General features: G+C 25.1%; 15 protein-coding genes. 8 read left to right on the top strand and 7 right to left on the bottom strand.

The annotated features are described in order from the left end of the window. Window positions 1-2: 2 nt before the first annotated feature. The 3 genes from ACQH25_RS00855 to uvrA all read right to left on the bottom strand — a co-directional run bounded on the left by ACQH25_RS00855 (window position 3) and on the right by uvrA (window position 3,400). On the bottom strand, window positions 3-308 hold the full coding sequence (locus ACQH25_RS00855) for a hypothetical protein (protein WP_425381400.1): 306 nt from the start codon (window positions 306-308) through the stop codon (window positions 3-5). Further along, window positions 275-436 (bottom strand): hypothetical protein, encoded by a 162-nt coding sequence (locus ACQH25_RS00850; protein WP_425381399.1) that lies wholly within the window; start codon window positions 434-436, stop codon window positions 275-277. The genes ACQH25_RS00855 and ACQH25_RS00850 overlap by 34 nt, the downstream gene beginning before the upstream one ends. Before the next feature lie 93 nt (window positions 437-529). After that, a complete protein-coding gene (gene uvrA / locus ACQH25_RS00845; protein ID WP_425381398.1) occupies window positions 530-3,400 on the bottom strand; it encodes an excinuclease ABC subunit UvrA in 2,871 nt (956 codons plus the stop codon). Between the two features lie 504 nt (window positions 3,401-3,904). On the opposite strand from uvrA, the gene ACQH25_RS00840 reads away from it, so the two are divergent. The 6 genes from ACQH25_RS00840 to ACQH25_RS00815 all read left to right on the top strand — a co-directional run bounded on the left by ACQH25_RS00840 (window position 3,905) and on the right by ACQH25_RS00815 (window position 10,144). After that, window positions 3,905-4,996 (top strand): alpha/beta hydrolase, encoded by a 1,092-nt coding sequence (locus ACQH25_RS00840; protein WP_425381397.1) that lies wholly within the window; start codon window positions 3,905-3,907, stop codon window positions 4,994-4,996. Next, the gene (locus ACQH25_RS00835) at window positions 4,987-6,399 is read left to right on the top strand and encodes an APC family permease (protein WP_425381396.1); all 1,413 of its coding nucleotides are present in this window, start codon (window positions 4,987-4,989) and stop codon (window positions 6,397-6,399) included. Before ACQH25_RS00840 ends, ACQH25_RS00835 begins: the two co-directional genes overlap by 10 nt. Window positions 6,400-6,664: 265 nt before the next feature. Continuing rightward, on the top strand, window positions 6,665-7,348 hold the full coding sequence (locus ACQH25_RS00830; RefSeq protein ID WP_425381395.1) for a hypothetical protein: 684 nt from the start codon (window positions 6,665-6,667) through the stop codon (window positions 7,346-7,348). A gap of 26 nt (window positions 7,349-7,374) precedes the next feature. Next, a complete protein-coding gene (locus ACQH25_RS00825) occupies window positions 7,375-7,731 on the top strand; it encodes a GIY-YIG nuclease family protein (protein WP_425381394.1) in 357 nt (118 codons plus the stop codon). Window positions 7,732-7,941: 210 nt separating this feature from the next. Next, a complete protein-coding gene (locus ACQH25_RS00820) occupies window positions 7,942-9,189 on the top strand; it encodes an ankyrin repeat domain-containing protein (RefSeq protein ID WP_425381393.1) in 1,248 nt (415 codons plus the stop codon). A 757-nt stretch (window positions 9,190-9,946) separates the two neighbouring features. Then, window positions 9,947-10,144, top strand: coding sequence for a hypothetical protein (locus tag ACQH25_RS00815; RefSeq protein WP_425381392.1), 198 nt, complete (start codon window positions 9,947-9,949; stop codon window positions 10,142-10,144). A gap of 96 nt (window positions 10,145-10,240) precedes the next feature. Here the strand turns inward: ACQH25_RS00815 and ACQH25_RS00810 are convergent, their stop codons facing one another. Both ACQH25_RS00810 and uvrB read right to left on the bottom strand, forming a co-directional pair. Continuing rightward, window positions 10,241-10,696 (bottom strand): methylated-DNA--[protein]-cysteine S-methyltransferase, encoded by a 456-nt coding sequence (locus ACQH25_RS00810; protein ID WP_425381391.1) that lies wholly within the window; start codon window positions 10,694-10,696, stop codon window positions 10,241-10,243. Window positions 10,697-10,710: 14 nt separating this feature from the next. Then, entirely contained in the window at window positions 10,711-12,696 is a 1,986-nt protein-coding gene (gene uvrB, locus ACQH25_RS00805) for an excinuclease ABC subunit UvrB (RefSeq protein WP_425381390.1), read from the bottom strand. Between the two features lie 273 nt (window positions 12,697-12,969). Between uvrB and ACQH25_RS00800 the strand changes: the two genes are divergently transcribed. Beyond that, window positions 12,970-13,098, top strand: a complete 129-nt coding sequence (locus ACQH25_RS00800; protein WP_425381389.1) for a hypothetical protein — start codon at window positions 12,970-12,972, stop codon at window positions 13,096-13,098. Window positions 13,099-13,158: 60 nt separating this feature from the next. Here the strand turns inward: ACQH25_RS00800 and ACQH25_RS00795 are convergent, their stop codons facing one another. Both ACQH25_RS00795 and ACQH25_RS00790 read right to left on the bottom strand, forming a co-directional pair. Continuing rightward, window positions 13,159-13,416 (bottom strand): PTS lactose/cellobiose transporter subunit IIA, encoded by a 258-nt coding sequence (locus tag ACQH25_RS00795; protein WP_425381388.1) that lies wholly within the window; start codon window positions 13,414-13,416, stop codon window positions 13,159-13,161. Window positions 13,417-13,420: 4 nt separating this feature from the next. After that, window positions 13,421-13,738 (bottom strand): PTS sugar transporter subunit IIB, encoded by a 318-nt coding sequence (locus ACQH25_RS00790; protein ID WP_425381387.1) that lies wholly within the window; start codon window positions 13,736-13,738, stop codon window positions 13,421-13,423. A gap of 290 nt (window positions 13,739-14,028) precedes the next feature. Between ACQH25_RS00790 and ACQH25_RS00785 the strand changes: the two genes are divergently transcribed. Then, window positions 14,029-15,594, top strand: coding sequence for a sodium-dependent transporter (locus tag ACQH25_RS00785; protein ID WP_425381386.1), 1,566 nt, complete (start codon window positions 14,029-14,031; stop codon window positions 15,592-15,594). Window positions 15,595-15,599 lie beyond the last annotated feature (5 nt).

The following is a 15,599-nucleotide window of genomic DNA, read 5'->3' as shown; positions in this document are numbered from 1 at the left end:
TTCTAATTTAATATTATATTACTTAATTGACAATACAATTCTATTTTTATTGCTTCAATTTGTGCTATCAATTTACTTTGCTCTTCATATGCCAATGTTAGTTCAAGTAATTCAAACTCTATTTCTTCCTCTCATGAAAAAAAAGTTTCTTTTTCAGCTTTAAAAACAAAAAATTCACTTGCTTTACATTTATTATTCATCGCAATATCTTGATACTTTATTAAAATATTTTGTATTCATTGATATTCTTTTTCTTGAGCTTTTAAATCTTTTGTTAAAAATCAAGTTCAAAAAAATCAAATCAACATTGTAAATATTGTTTATTACAAGCAGTAATAAATATTTCTTTCAGCATAACAATGCTATGTTTAACATTTAATATAGTTCTATTAATAAGTATTTCTTTTAATAAACTTTCTTTGGTTGCTCTTCTCATTTTAATTACTTCACTCCTTTTTTAACTAGTTGTTAAGCATCTTCTACAAAAATTCTTTAAGGTAAATAATGACAAAAATTAAAGAATAATAAATTATTTTCTATTCAAATCACGATTAATGACTACTTTTAAATATTGACCAGTATATGATTTGGAATTTGTTATTAACTGTTCGGGTGTTCCTGTTGCAATAATTTTACCACCAAATTTACCACCCTCCGGCCCTAAATCAATAATGTAATCAGCAACCTTAATTACTTCTAAGTTATGTTCAATAACAACAACAGTATCACCATGATTAACAATTTTATTTAAAACTTGAATTAACCTTTTAATATCATCAATGTGTAAACCAGTAGTTGGCTCATCTAAAATATACATTGTTTTACCAGTAGCACGTTTTTGTAATTCTTTCGCCAATTTCACTCTTTGTGCTTCCCCACCAGATAACTCAGTGGCTGGTTGTCCTAATTTTATGTATCCTAATCCTACTTCTTGGATCATTGCTAATTTTTTATAAATTTTTGGATGATTGGCAAAAAAAGTTAATGCTAAATCAACAGGTAATTCTAAAACATCATAAATGTTTTTATCTTTATATTTAACTTGTAATGTTTCATTATTATAACGTTTACCTTCACATATTTCACAAGTTACATAAACATCAGGTAAAAAATGCATGGCAATTTTAATAACACCATCACCAGTACAACGTTCACATCTACCTCCTGCTACATTGAATGAAAATCTACCTTTAGCATAACCTCTAACTTTCGCTTCTGGCGTTTGCGTAAATAAATCACGAATATCATCAAAAACTGAAGTATAGGTAGCAGGATTACTTCTTGGTGTTCTACCAATTGGCTCTTGCGAAATCGCAACAATTTTATCAATAAATTCAATACCTTTAATTGCTTTATGGGCTCCAGGTCGCTGTCCTTTTAATCCTAAATATTTTTGAATACTAGTATATAAAATATCATTAACAAGTGTTGATTTACCACTCCCTGAAACACCAGTAACACAAATAAACTTGCCTAACGGAAATTTAACATTTATTTTTTGTAAGTTATTAGCTTGTGCTCCTTGAATTTCAATAACTTTACCATTACCGCTTCTTCTTGATTTGGGTAATGGAATAAATTTTTCACCACTTAAATATTGACCAGTAATTGAATTAGGATTGTTAACAACTTGCTGTGGTGTTCCTTCAGCAATTAGTTGACCACCATAAATACCAGCTTGTGGGCCAATATCAATTAATCAATCAGCAGCTCACATTGTATCTTCATCATGTTCTACTACTAACAATGTATTATCAAGGTCACGCATTTGTTTTAACGTTTCAATTAATTTAACATTATCACGTTGATGTAAACCAATTGAAGGTTCATCAAGAACATATAATACTCCCGTTAATTGCGAACCAATTTGCGTTGCTAATCGAATTCGTTGTGATTCACCACCAGATAAAGTTTGTGCCATTCGTGATAAATTTAAATAACCTAAACCAACATTAGTTAAAAAACTTAACCGATTAATAATCTCTACCAATATTAATTTAGCAATTTCTTGTTGATAGGGTAACAATTTAATATTTAACATAAAGGATAAACTTTCTTCAATATCTAAATTAGTATACTCACTAATATTCATCTCTTGATTATGTTCATCTTTAATTTTAACTGCTAACGCAAATTGATTTAACCTTGTTCCTTGACAAGTTAAACAAGTACGTTCACTCATAAACTTACGATAATAATCTCGAGCAAAATCACTAGTTGTTTCTAAAAAACGTCTTTCAATTGCTGTTGCAATTCCTTCAATATAATCATGATTAGGATATTTACGACCATTAGCAGAAGTAATAGTAAAAGTAATAGCTTCACTGCTACCACGCATAATATAATTAATTTGTGCTTTTGTTAAATTTTTTAATGGTTGATTTAAATCAATTAAATAATGGTAACAAAGCACCTTCAATCTTTGTCATTCTAAATTACTAGTACCAATTAAATTTTTAAAATATTCAATGGCACCATCATTAATTGATAAATTTAAATTTGGCATTAATAATTCTTCATCGACTTCTAATTTAACACCTAAGCCTTTACAATCAAAACAAGCACCACTTGGTGCGTTAAAAGAAAATAAACGTGGTTCTAAACTTGGAATGGCAAAACCACAAATCTTACAAGCATATTTTTGTGAAAATAATCAATTTTCATTTTGCTGCGGTAAAATAACTTTTGCTAAACCATTACTATGATTTAATGCAACTTCTAATGCATCATGAACTCGAGAAATTGTATTGTCATCATTAATAAATTTAATTCTGTCAATGACAATATCAATATCATGACGTAATGCTTTATTTAATTCAATTGACTCATCTAAACTATATATTTTATTATCAATTTTAACTCGTAAAAAATTTTCTTGTTTTAATCTTGCTAATAAATCTTGATGACTACCTTTTTTAGCATTAACAACTGGTGCTAAAATTTCAATATTAGTGTTATCTGCTAATGTTTTAATTTTATTAACCATTTCTTTTAAAGTTTGGGTGCTAATTGGACCATGGCCTTTATTACAATATGGTGTACCAATTCGTGCATAAAGCAATCGCAAATAATCATAAATTTCAGTAACAGTACCAACCGTACTACGGGGATTATTACTCGTTGTTTTTTGATCAATAGAAATTGCTGGTGCTAAACCATCAATCGCATCAACATCAGGTTTTTCACTATTACCTAAAAATTGACGAGCATATGCTGAAAGTGATTCAACATATCGTCGTCTACCCTCAGCATAAATGGTATTAAAAGCTAATGATGATTTACCACTTCCTGAGACACCAGTAATAACTACTAATTGATATTTTGGGATTTTAATATTAATATTTTTTAAATTATGTTCACGTGCACCTTTAATAGTAATATATTTTTGATTATCTGCCATTTATTCCTCCACACTTATATACTTTTGCTATTAATTATATACTATATATAATTAACTTTAATAGCATTATTTGTCAATTAACATTGAAAAAATAATATTAAATGCAAGATAATATATTATTATAATTTTTAATTAATATGTATCACAATTATTAAAAATAAAAGAGTTTTAAATAAAAATGAAAGCATTTATTTTTGTTACTTGTACTGTTACATCATTAATATATTTAAATATTTTTATAATTATTTTTCATATAATCAACTATATCAGTACAATTTGAGAGAGATTTAATAGTTGCTCTTTATCTGATTTTATTATAAAGGAATGAGTTTTTTAAATAAAAGTATTTGCTTACAAATTATACAAATTATTTCAGAAATTAAACAGGTTTATATATTTAATATTTGTCTTTTCTAATTTTTTTAATTCTAATATTATTAAAATCGCTTTATTGCAAAAAATATATTATACTAAATTTATTATTTATTAAGTAAGGATTAAAAAATGACAGTAATCAATACTTGTGTTAGTGAAAACATTTTAATCAATGGTTATCAAAAATTTTGTTATTCTTTTAGCAAAATTTTATTAGTTATCTTATTATTTCCTTTTGTCTATTTTTATTCAAAAAAATACCAAAAAAAATTTTTAGCATTTTGTTTTTGCTATCAAAAGAAAGGCAAATTACAAGTTGATAACAAACAAGAAATTGACATTAATAGCTTTGAATATCATAACTATGATTGTCAAAGTAAAAATCTTAAGCAATATGGTTACCCCATTAATTGAAAACAAGAAAATTATCAAGAATTTATCATTAAAAATGATAATAATCAAGATATTAGTTGTCTAACTGTCACCCAAAAAAAGCAAAGCAAGAAATGAGTTATTGGTTTTCACGGTTGAACAGAAAATAAATACTTAGCATTACGACTAGTATCTTGATTTTACCAACAAGGATATAATATTTTAACTTTTGATAGTGTTGCTCATGGTAAAAGTTATGGTCAATATAGTGATATTGGTCTTACTTGTGCCGAAAATATTAATTGTTTAATTAACTGAATAAAAAATAATCAAGAAGTTACTAGTATTGGTCTCATTGGAAATAGTATGGGTGCTGCCACAATTAATTACTATTTATTAAATTATGCATCAAGTAAGGAAATTACTTGAGCAATTATTGATAGCGGCTTTACTAATTTACTTGTTCAATTTCGTTATGTCATGCAATATCGTTATCAAAAACCTTGATGATTAATTAGTAATCGTCTAGCAAAAAGATATCAAAAATTCACAAATTCAAATATTAAAAAATATGATTTATTAAAGAAAAGCAAAAGTGGATTCAAAATTCCAATATTATTAATTCATGGTAAAAAAGATGATTTTGTGCCATTTTTTATGGCTAACATTATTCATAATTATCAAATTAAACTTGATTATCAAAATTATGATTATTTATTTTTAAATAATATTGGTCATATCGAAACTTTACCTAACGCTTATCACAATTATATTAATAAAATAAAAATTTTCATTAATAACCACGAAACAAAAAAGGCAGAGATCGGAAAAGAAGAAATATGAAATTAAAAAAGAAATACTCTTTTTGAGTAATACTAATGATGGCAATTTCAGCAACAGTTGGCTCATCAGTATTGATCTCATTTGGTCAAGTAGCATTCCAAAGTGGATTTAACCCTATTTTAATGATATGTGCTTGAATTTTAGGTGGTATCTTAATTTTGCCAGAAATGTTACTAATGGCAGAAACTGCCATTTCCTTTCCCAGTAATGGCAGTGCCTATTATTGATTAAAAAAAGCAAATTGAATGGCTTGTTCATTTTGATTTGGCTGAATTCTAGTATTAATGGTTAGTGCTACTGCTGTTGCTTCTGCTACTTTAGCATTAGGTAATATCATTAGTACTTTAGCTCATATTAATAACCAATGATTGTCAAAATTATTTGGCATTTTAATTTTACTTGTTCTAGCAATAATGCAAATATTTATTAAAAATAGTTCAGGAAAAACACAAATTATTTTTACAACTTTAAAAGGACTGCCAATTATTTTTGTCTTATTTATTGCTATGATTTATGGTAATACCGATAATTTTAATAGTGAAATAATTAAAAAAGATTTATCAAAAATTTTTCTAGCAACTTATGTGTTATTACCAGCGACAACAATGACATTATTTGCTTACTCAGGAATTGAAGCAATAACCTATGTTACTGAAGAAGTAGAAAATCCCAGAAAAAATATCCTTTGAGCATTAGTTGCTGCGACAATATTAATTATTACTTTATATTTAGTATTAATAATTGCCTTGTTAACTATTAATAAACCTTGATCATGAATAGATGAAAATGGTGGATTTAGTAATGTTTGATATTATGCCATTATTAATAATCCTAATATTCCTTCAGTTTTAGCTTATATTTTTTCGGGATTAGCAATTTTATTATTTGTTGGATCATTAAATGCCTTTTTACTTTATCAATCACGATTAATTTTTAAAATGAGTGAAGAGCAAGATTTATTTAAAGTTTTCCAAAAAACGACTAAAAAAAGTAATATCCCATGAGCAGCAATGCTGCTATTAATATGTGCTGCTTTAATTTATATTTTATGAAATCAATTATATGAAGTAACTAATTATTTTATTATTGCTATTAGTTTTTTAAAGTTAATTGTTAATTCAGTTATTATCTTTTTACGAAGAAAACATCAAGCATATCAAAAAATTTTTAATAATTTTTGATTTTATTTTTTTATTATTATTGGTTATTTAGGTGCAATGATAGCGATTGTTGGATCATTTTTGGCGATGTATTATTATGGTACACATAATAATAATATGTGAGCATTATGAAACGCATTAATTTTAATTGCCATCATGTTAGCTGGATATCCAATTTATTATCTTAAAAATTATTTAGTTAAAGTTGTTAATAATTCTAAAAAAGCAAAAAGTCATAAAAACACTTAAAAAAGTTATTATAACTATGATAAAATTAATAATAAACAAAATATTAACATTAATAAATGAAATACTAGGTACATATATAATTATTTATTAATTGATTATCCACCAACAATCCAACAATTAGTTTTAATTTTATCTAATTTAGTTATTATTCTAAAAAAAATTATTTTTATAAAAATCGAAAATAATTTAAATAGTATTTTAAATAATTAATATTACTAATATCAAAAATAAATAGATGAAGAACTGATTAAAAAAGGGCAATAATATGTGGAAAAAAGTAATAAAAGAAATTTATAAAAATAATAATTTTGATGGAACTGATATTATTGAATATGATTTTATAACAAACCTAAACTTTGCCAAAGCAACAAATAGATTACAATTTACTATTAAGCATTATACTAAAAAACCAAAAATTACTAGATATGTTACATCAAATTATGTAAAAACTCCCATATATGAAGATTATTCAGAACGAACTAAAATAGTGAAAAAATTTAATAAAATCATTAATCCTTTAAAATTTGTCAATGAAGATATTTTACAATTAAATTTACAAAAAAAATTTATTTTAAAAATTATTGATGAAATAAAAATTATTCCAGAGTGAAGAAAAAAAGAAATCAAGTTGGAAAAAATAGATAATGAAATAAAATTATATAAAAATTCTTTTAGAAATTTTGATACTGAAAAAAATAAATATAATTTTAAAATTATTAATTTAAAAGAAAAAGCTAGTAATTTTTGATTAACATTGTTCGGAGGATTTTTTACTTTTTTTCTAACTTTTATCTGGTTTATAAGTAAAAAACAAGCAGCAATCAACAAAAATATAAATCAAAAAAATAAAAAATGAAATGAAAAACATAAAATCAAAATTGATTTAAAAAATGAAAAACTTTTAAATGAAATTAACAATTTTAATCAAGATTTAAAATTCAAAATCTAATAGATAAAGCAAATAAAATTAAAGAAATGAAAATTAAATTGGAAAAAACAGATAAAGATAAATGAATTGATTTAAGAAATGCTTCAAATTTTAATTACTCAAATTTAAATTTAAAAAAAGGCGTTTATATAATTTGAAATAAAACTAAAAATAAATATTATGTTGGACAATCAAAAAATTTAAAAAACAGATTGTTGCAACATTTTAAAAATGGTAATGTTAAAAATATTTTATTTGCAAAAGATTGATATAATGGTGATGACTTTTTTTATAAATATTTTTTTTGCGAAACAAAAGATGATTTAGATAAATTAGAAAAAAAATATATTGATGAATATTTTGCATTTGAAAAAGGATATAATTCAACTAATGGCAACTTATAAAAAAAATAATAAAAACACTTAAAAATATTAGTAATAAAATAAACAATAATTGCAAATAATAATTTATTATAAATTAAATATTTTTTAAAAATTTTTTATGATAAAATCATAACTATGATTTAATAATTGTCTTTTCCTAGTATAGAAATTTATCTATATTAGGTTTTTTTATTAAATTAAAGAATTAAATAAAGGAAGATTAAAATAATTATGATTAATAATAAAAAATTAATAGAAGCAATTATATCGAATGATTTAGAAAAAATTAAATCATTAATTAGTAAAGACAATATTAACTACCAAAACAATGAAGGCAACACCGCCTTACATTTTGCTACAAAATATAGAAATTTAGATGCACTTAGTTTTTTAATAGCAAACAAAGCAAACATCAACATTCAAAACAATGAAGGCAACACCGCTTTAATGAACATTGTTAATAATATACATTTATTAGATACAGTTAAATATTTAATAACACATGGGGCTAAAATCAACATTGAAAATAAAGATGGCAATACAGCTTTAGATTTAGCTGCTATGTATGATGTTTTCTATGTAGTAAAGCATTTACTTGAAAAAAAAGCGAATATCAACTTTAAAAATAATGCATTATTTTTGTATGCTGCTAGAATTGGTGATTTAGAAATAATAAAAGCATTTTTAGCAAATGGTATTGATATCAACACACAAGATAAAGATGGCAATACCACTTTACATTTTGCTACAAAAAATCGCCGTTTAAAGACAGTTACATTTTTATTAGCACATGGCATCAACATCAATCAACAAAATAAAGATGGCAATACAGCGCTACATCTTGCCACAAATTATTGAAATTTAAATATTGTTAATGTTTTAATAGCAAATAGCGCCAATATCAATCAACAAAATAAAAAAAATGAAACAGCATTTATGAATATCCAAAAAAATATAAATAAGGACTTATTTGCACCAACACATTTTTGTTCAGAAATTGATTCAATATTAACAACATTTTCTCAATTTTTAAATCAACAAAATAAATTTGGTGATTCACCATTAATGACCCAAATAAGATATAAAAATATCGCTATGATAAATTGTTTACTAACGAAAGATGTTAATCTTAATTTACAAAATGAAGATAATGATACTGCATTTAGTCTTAGTCTTATCTTTCTGCTTAACAAAACAGCATTACATCAGCAATTTTTTAATCCAGAAATAGCCAAAATTACTTTAAATCAACAAGCAACAAAAGAAATTGCTACTTTTTTTATAGGAAAAGATGGTACAAATTACAAATATATATTTACCGTTAAAAAAGAAGAAAATGATGAATACACTTTTAGTAAACCAGTTATTACTAAATCAAAAGCAATAACTGCCAAAATATTTGTTGTTGATTTTGCTATTAATATAATAATAATAATAATGGTATTCAAAAAAATAGCCTTTTTGAATTACAATCACTAGATGACTCTGGTTTAGACGGAGAGGAAGCACATCATCATACGCTATATTTAAAACAAGTATTTAAACAATTATTACCAAACAGCAATTTTTATTATCCTGGTGATCACAAAAGAAAAACGATATTTTTAAATGCAAATCATAATGATAATAAAATAGTAGTTTTTAAACAATGTCATTCCGATATTAATCATAAAGCGTTACAATTATTTATCGCTCATGTTAAGTGTAACCTTAAAAATGATGGTTCAACATATCCAATTAGCAAAATTTATTGCTCACAAACAAATGATGAAAAAATAGCAAACATTTTACAAACTATAAAAAATGGGAATATTGAACAAGGAGTTTTAAAAGCATTTCGTGAATATCTAGGAAATGGTAACACTTTTGTTGATTTTAGAAACGAACAATTAAATAAACGTCATCTTAAAGATAATAAAATTCTTTTTCAAGAAAATATTAGTTGTCTAAGTCAAGAAAATGGTAAATATAATTCTTTTCGCGGACTTGTTATTTTTTTGAAGATGATAATTATCAACAATATAATAATGCTATCATCTTCTCAAAAACCTGCACTAGTGACTGTGACTCTCATAATATCCAAAGTAATGATTATAAAGAATTTTTTTATTGTAATCCAAAACATTCAACACAAAATAAAAAATATCTCGGTATCGTACCAGAAGTAAGTCAATTAAAAAAATATAATAAACAATCATTTGATTTTTTAAGTAGTTTCATTCCCGTTGTCAAAATAATGGATAACTATTTACAGCAACAATGAAAAGAAAAAGAATGAATGGAAAAAATGGAAAAAGAAGTAACTATCTTTAATAATGCCGCTGATAATGCGCTTGCTGCAAGAACTAAAATAGAACCATTTAATGCAAGTTTTATTAATTTATTAAACAGCAATGTTAATAACAAACCAATAAGACAAATAATTAGTTTATAACAAAAATAAGCAAAGATACAAACAACAATTTAGCAAGAAATAATTCTTGCTTTTTTGATAATGTTAAAAACTAATAATGATATTTTTATTAAAAATTTATTTACTTTCTTGCGCTAATAAAAACTTTTTAATATCAGCACCATAAAGATAATTAACAATATTCTTATTTTTATTAACAACGCGATGACAAGGAACAATAATTGCTAATGGATTTTTTGCTAATGCTGTTCCTACTGCTCTACTTGCTTTTGGATAACCAATCTTTCGTGCTAACTCTTGATAAGTTACAGTACTACCAGCTTTAATACTACAAGTTTTACTCCATACTAATTCTTGAAAAGGAGTTCCTTTCAATGCCAGTGGTAAATTAAATTCAGTTAATGTTCTATCAAAATACATTGTTAATTGTTGCTGACAGTTAGCAATTACCATATCACTGCTATCTTCAACAAATTGACGACTATTAACAAAACTAATTTTTACTACTTGTCCAACAACTACTGCTATTTCAATTAATCCGATCTTAGTAGTTAAATAGCCATATTTTTTCATATTTATGTGTTCCTTTATTTTTCACTTTCAATACTTAAAATTAAATCACGAAGTGAAGCTGCCTTTTCAAAATTTAAATTCTTAGCTGCTTGCAACATTTCAACTCTTAAATCAGCAATTATTTTTGCTTTAGCAGTAGTTTTTGCTTTTCCTTTACTTTTATTTAAAATTTTTAAGTCAACATCTAATTCTCTAGTACTTACAATTTCACTTAATGGTTTTTTAACAGTAACTGCCACTATCTCATTTTTTTTATTATAAGCAATTTGAATTTCTCTTCTTCTTTGTGTTTCTTGTACTGCTTGCAACATTGCTTCTGTTTTAATATCTCCATATAGTATAACATGACCATTAACATTTCGTGCAGCACGACCAATAGTTTGAATTAAAGATTTAGTATTACGTAAAAACCCAGTTTTATCAGCATCTAAAATACAAATTAAAGATACTTCTGGCACATCTAATCCTTCTCGTAATAAATTAATACCAACAATAACATCAAAAACACCTTTTCTTAAATCTAATAAAACTTTAGTTCGTTCTAATGTTTTTAATTCATTATGAATATAGGCAACTTTAATATTTTTTTCTTGCAAAAAATTTGATAATTCTTCGGCCATTCTAATTGTTAAAGTAGTAATGAATACTCTTTCATTATTTTTTATTCGTAATTTTATTTGATTAATAATATCTTCTATTTGATTTTTAGTTGGTTTAATTTCTATTGTTGGATCTAATAAACCAGTTGGACGAATAATTTGTTGCACTGGAATATTAAAAGGTTGTGGTTGAACTTTAATTAAAGATAATTCATAATCAGCAGGAGTTGCTGAAGTATAAATAACCTGCTTTAATTTATTAGAAAATTCATTAAAATTCAAAGGACGGTTATCTAAAGCACTGGGTAAGCGAAAACCATATTTTACTAATGTTTCTTTTCTACTGCGATCAGTATTATACATTCCTCTAATTTGTGGTAATGTCATATGCGATTCATCAATGATTGTTAAAAAATCATCAGGAAAAAAGTCAATCAAAGTATAAGGGGGTGTTCCTACTGCTCTATTTTCTAAATGACGAGAATAATTTTCAATACCACTACAAATGCCAAACTCTTTTAATGATTCCAAATCATGTTCTGTTCTTTGCTCTAATCTTTGTGCTTCTACTAACATATTATTTTTTCTTAATTGTGCTAACGTTACTTTTAACTCTGCAGTAATCTTAATAATCGCCTGTGCAACACGTTCTTTACTAGTAATATAGTTTTGTGCTGGAAAAATGGTAATAAAGGGGAAACGTTCTAAAACATTAGCACCTAATGTATCAATGCGTGCTATTTCTTCAATTTCATCACCAAATAAACTAATTCTTAAATAAAACTGATCATTTCAAGATGGTGCTAATTTTATCAAATCACCTTTCGCACTAAAACTACCAGGTTCTAAACTAACATCATTACGAAGATATCCATTTTTAATTAATCGTAATAATAAATCTTTTCTATTAATTTGTTGTCCTTTTCGTAATTCAAAAAAATTATTTTTATATGCTGTTGGTTCTTGTTCACCATAAATTGCTGCTACTGATGCAACAACAATCACATCTTTACTAACTGACAAAGCATTTAAAGCACTTAATCTTAACATTTCGATTTCTTGATTTTGTTTAGAATTTTTATCAATATAAGTATCAGTTTTTGGTAAATATGCTTCTGGTTGATAAAAATCAAAATATGAAACAAAGTACTCAACACGATTTTCTGGAAAAAAAGTTTTTAATTCTCCATACAATTGCATAGCTAATGTTTTGTTATGAACTAAAATTAAAGTTGGTTTTTGTACTTGAACAATAACATTAGCCATAGTAAAAGTTTTACCAGTCCCAGTAGCTCCTAATAATACTTGGTATTTAATATTATTTTTAATACCTAATACTAATTTTTTTATTGCTTGAGGTTGATCACCCGTTGGTTGATAAGGTGCTTTTAATTTAAACATAATTTTATATTTCCTTTAAAATTGCATAGATTATCCGCCATTATTCAAATAAAATAATTATAAAGTAACATTGATATGATATTAGTTTCTAATTTCTATCGATATAAGCATTATAATAAATTTCTTAAAAATTTCAAAGTTTGCCATTATCTTTTTTATTTTATTTCTCAATTTGTAGCAAGACAACAAAAATAGTAAAAATCACATTTTAATTCGCAATTTACAATATAATAAAAGCAAAAGTAAAAATAATAGAAAGTGAGAACAAAACAAATGTTTAAAAAAATTTTTAAAAAGAAAAAATGACATTGTGATTATTGTAAAAATAATTATCCTGAGATTTGTCCAATCAAAGGATTAGAAAAAGATAGAGAAGACTTTGAACAAAAACCAAAAGATTAATTTAATAAACATATAACTTTATATTATATTATTTAATTAAAAATAAGCATTTGCTAATTTTTAATTATTTTTAAATTCGATAAACTTATATAAATTAATAAATTCTTTACTGATTTCAATTATCATTTGCGAAGAATTTAACTGATCCTCAGCATGCATAAATAATACTGAAAAAGGTAACTGGTATCCTTGACCTTCTTTGGCAATACTAATTGCTTGCATCGCTAAAGATTTTGCTTTTCCAGCATAAGTAATTATTGTAAAGGAATTTGTTTCCAAATCAATACTAATATTTTTCTGATTTGATTTCACACTCATAATTTTAGTTTTTATTTTCTAATGAACTCATTACTAATTCTATTGTTTCTTTACCCTGTACCATGGCATAAATTGCTGCTGGAATAATATTAAGAACAGCATTACCAATAATATTAGTAAAATCATCTTTCATATAACTTACTTGTGGACCTAGTAATACTACATCTCACTTTTCACCTTTAGCAAAAGATTGTTTTGCAGCAAGAGCTGCTAATGCTTTAACTTCATAATCCAAATTTGCTTCTTTAATGTACTGATTCATATTTGCTTCCAGTCTTGAAGTACTCATTCCTGCTGAACATGTAAGTAGTATCTTTATCATCTATTTTCCTCCTAAATAAACAAAAAAATTATATACATAACCTAAGAATATTATACATTTATATTTTTTAATTTCAGTTTTAATGTTTTTAATAAAAAATTAACATATTTATAATTTTAATTTAAGACAAAAGTTCATTAATTAACACACATAAAATTAATGATATTTTATTAAAAATATTATTTAATGTTATTTTTAATATAAAAAAACTACATATTTATCAATAAATGTTGTAACTTTAATAACTATTGTGTACAATTCATAATACTATCTAAAAAAGGACTGATTATATGAAAGGTAAAAAGAAAAAACACATAACTAAATGAGGATTCATTATGGCAGTGCTTGGCGCTGCTGTTGGATTAGGAAGTATTTGAGGGTTTCCTAATCAAATGAATAAGCACGGTGTTATCTTTTTAATTCCATTCTTTATCGCACTAATCATTTGTGCGTTACCAATCTTATTAATAGAAGTTAATTTAGGAAATAAATATCGCAAAAATCATGTTGAAATTTTTAAAGATTTAGGCAAAACGCCTGGTACTTTCTTTAGATTTCTACAAACGGCAGTTATTTGAATCATGAGTGTTTTTTTTAGTGTTCTTGTTGCATGATCATTACTAGCAGTAGTTATGGCCTTTCTTCCTAGTTTAACGCAACAGGGATTTTTTTTAAATAAATTAATTGGTCAAACTACTAATAATGCACCACAAAATTCTAATCAACTAGGTAATATTAGTATCTGAGTACTAATTAGCTTAATTATTGTTTGAATTATTACTGGTGTTATTTTATTAGGTGGTGTTGTCAAAGGGATTGATATCGCAAATAAAATCTTTATTCCTAGTTTATTTATTATGATTTTAATGATGATGATTTATGTTTTAACTTTACCGGGTGCTCTTAGTGGTTTACAAACAATGTTTAATTTTGATGGTAGCAAAATCTTAAGTAGCAGCATTTGAACCGATGCCTTTGGACAAGCTTTCTTTATGCTTTCAACTTGTACCGGTGTCATTATTATTTTTTCAAGTCATGCTCCAATTGGCACTAGTAATACTAACAAAGGTTTCATTATTATGATTGGCACTGTTGTTGTTGCGTTACTAACTACTTGTACTGTTTTTGGTGCCATTGCCCATAGTCAACATAAAACTATTGATGAAATCTTTATTCCAGGCCCAACTTTAATTTTTCAAGTTTTTCCACAAGTTTTTGCAATAATTACTGAGCAAACACATGTTCCATTTTTAAGTCATACTTTAGCTTTCATTTTCTTTTTATCAGTATTTTTTGCTGGTATATCTTCACTAATAGCAATTGCTGAAGTAGTTGTTAATCCACTAATTAGTTGTTATGGTATTAAACGTTATCAAGCATTATTAATAACTATTATTAGTAGCTTTATCCTTAGTTTAGTATTCTGCTTTAATAATAGTGGTGCTTTAATTGATGGCATTGCCGTTTGAGTAACTGGAATTTGACAAATGATAATTGGTATTATTGAACTAATTGGTGTTATTATTATTTGAAAATGCTATGATACCTTGCAACAATTTAATAATCAATATTCATGAATTAAATGAAATAAAGGTTTTAAATACTTATGTTTAATTATTATTCCAATAATTATTTTAATTAATTTAGGTTTTGCCTTATATCAATTAATTAATAGCATAATTAATAATCCTTTTATTTTCTTAACTATTGGTTTGACACTGGGTGTTGTTGCTGTCTTATTATTTACTGTAATTTTTACTTTCTGAAATGATATTAAACTATATTTTACAAAAATTAATAATAAATTATACGAGCGAAAAGCAAAAACTAATATCACAAAAATTACTACTGAATAATTTTT

Source organism: Spiroplasma endosymbiont of Polydrusus pterygomalis, from assembly GCF_964030825.1.
GTDB lineage: Bacteria > Bacillota_I > Bacilli_A > Mycoplasmatales > VBWQ01 > Spiroplasma_E.
Note: the sequence above shows the minus strand (reverse complement) of the source record. Positions and strands in the feature narration are given on the sequence as shown.